The sequence below is a fragment of the Abiotrophia defectiva ATCC 49176 genome (genome assembly GCF_000160075.2).
GTDB lineage: Bacteria > Bacillota > Bacilli > Lactobacillales > Aerococcaceae > Abiotrophia > Abiotrophia defectiva.
The window spans coordinates 1,158,424-1,160,472 of the sequence record NZ_KI535340.1 but is presented as its reverse complement, the minus strand read 5'-3'; the positions used below and the strand labels follow the sequence as shown (position 1 = coordinate 1,160,472).

3 protein-coding genes are annotated in these 2,049 nt (G+C 47.4%); all 3 read left to right on the top strand.

Annotated elements, in window-relative coordinates:
- Positions 1-312 (top strand): IS256 family transposase (locus GCWU000182_RS05395; protein WP_023391782.1); only part of this gene is annotated, 312 nt, incomplete at its 5' end.
- A 143-nt stretch (positions 313-455) separates the two neighbouring features.
- Complete coding sequence (locus tag GCWU000182_RS05390) at positions 456-1,640, top strand: IS256 family transposase (RefSeq protein WP_023391781.1); 1,185 nt, start codon at positions 456-458, stop codon at positions 1,638-1,640.
- Positions 1,641-1,783: 143 nt separating this feature from the next.
- Positions 1,784-2,049, top strand: a 266-nt coding sequence (locus tag GCWU000182_RS10270) for a transposase (protein ID WP_023391780.1), incomplete at its 3' end; no start/stop codon positions are given.

The following is a 2,049-nucleotide window of genomic DNA, read 5'->3' as shown; positions in this document are numbered from 1 at the left end:
CGGCTCAAGGAAGCTTTTGAGGCTTCTGTCGCGGATAATCCTCGCTATCAGAAGGCCTTAAAGGTTTTAGACGAGGGCTTTGAAGATGCCGTTCAGTTTATGATGGAGCCTGAGATTTACCATCCCAATTTACGGACTACCAATTCTGTCGAACGTTTGAATCGTGAAATCAGACGGCGGGATAAGGTCATTGGCGTCTATCCTAATGTCGCTTCTGCTGAGCGATTAATTGGCGCCATCCTCATTGATCTAAACGATGCTTGGCAGGCTAACGCACGCCCCTTCCTTGTCAACTTCACCAAACGCAAATAAGCTATAGGACAGCCTACATATTTTTACACAGGATTTTGGACTTGACTGCTTTCGATTAAGTCCCTATAATTGTGTAAAAAGAAAAAGCCAGGTAATCTCTGGTACAATGTAGTTGTCCGAAAACATTGAAAGAGGAGATTACCATGACTTACCTTAATATTAACCTAAAACTTGAAGAATTAACAGAGGCAGTTTTAAACAGTGACATGAACACGCTCATGAAGACGCTGGCCATTACCGTCTTTAATGCCTACATGGAAGAAGAACGCCACCAGTTCATCCAAGCCGCACCCCATGAACGCTCCGACCAGCGCCAAGATTATCGCAACGGCTACTATGAACGCCAATGGACGCTATCCATCGGCACCCTTAAATTACAAGTCCCACGCACGCGCTCTGGCGAGTTCAAAACCGAGCTCTTTGAACGCTATCAGCGCAACGAACAAGCCTTCTTGCTCTCCATGATGGAAATGGTAGTCAATGGGGTCTCTACGCGTAAAGTCACCAAGATTGTGCAAGAATTGTGTGGCGAGACGGTCTCCAAGTCCTTTGTGTCAGATGTAATGAAGCGGTTGGATCCAGAAATTGAAGCCTTCAAAAATCGGACCCTGACCCACAGTCACTTCCGCTATCTCTACCTCGATGCCCTTTACATTAAGGTGCGCGAAGAGGGCCGCGTGGTGTCCAAGGCGGTCTACCTAGCCCAAGGGGTCAACGAGGCCAACAAGCGCGAAATCATTGGCTTTTGGGTGTCAGAAGAAGAAAGCAAGGAGGCTTGGCTGACCTTCCTTCAATCCCTACGTGCTCGTGGTTTGAGCCAGCCTACCCTGATTATTTCAGACGCTCATTCTGGCCTCAGAGCAGCCATCCAGCACTGTTTTGTCGGCGTCCCTTGGCAACGTTGCGTCTTTCATTTCTTGTCCAACATTGTCGAGACCATTCCTAGAAAAGGGAGTTTCGAGGCACGCGCTAAGTTGAAGGCCATATTCCAGGCACCCACCGCCGAACATGCAAGGCGGCTTAAGGAAGATTTTGAGGCCACTGTCGCGGACAATCCTCGCTATCAGAAGGCCTTAAAGGTTTTAGATGAGGGCTTTGAAGATGCCGTCCTGTTTATGATGGAGCCTGAGATTTACCATCCCAATTTGCGGACGACTAACTCTGTCGAACGTTTAAACCGTGAAATCAGACGGCGGGATAAGGTCATTGGCGTCTATCCTAATGTCGCTTCTGCTGAGCGATTAATTGGCGCCATCCTCATTGATCTAAACGATGCTTGGCAGGCTAACGCACGCCCCTTCCTTGTCAACTTCACCAAACGCAAATAAGCTATAGGACAGCCTACATATTTTTACACAGGATTTTGGACTTGACTGCTTTCGATTAAGTCCCTATAATTGTGTAAAAAGAAAAAGCCAGGTAATCTCTGGTACAATGTAGTTGTCCGAAAACATTGAAAGAGGAGATTACCATGACTTACCTTAATATTAACCTAAAACTTGAAGAATTAACAGAGGCAGTTTTAAACAGTGACATGAACACGCTCATGAAGTCGCTGGCCATTACCGTCTTTAATGCCTACATGGAAGAAGAACGCCACCAGTTCATCCAAGCCGCACCCCATGAACGCTCCGACCAGCGCCAAGATTATCGCAACGGCTACTATGAACGCCAATGGACGCTATCCATCGGCACCCTTAAATTACAAGTCCCACGCACGCGTTCTGGCGAGTTCAA

Coding starts and splice junctions, on each gene's coding strand:
- GCWU000182_RS05390 (WP_023391781.1), top strand. CDS start 456: ATGACTTACCTTAATATTAACCTAAAACTTGAAGAATTAACAGAGGCA.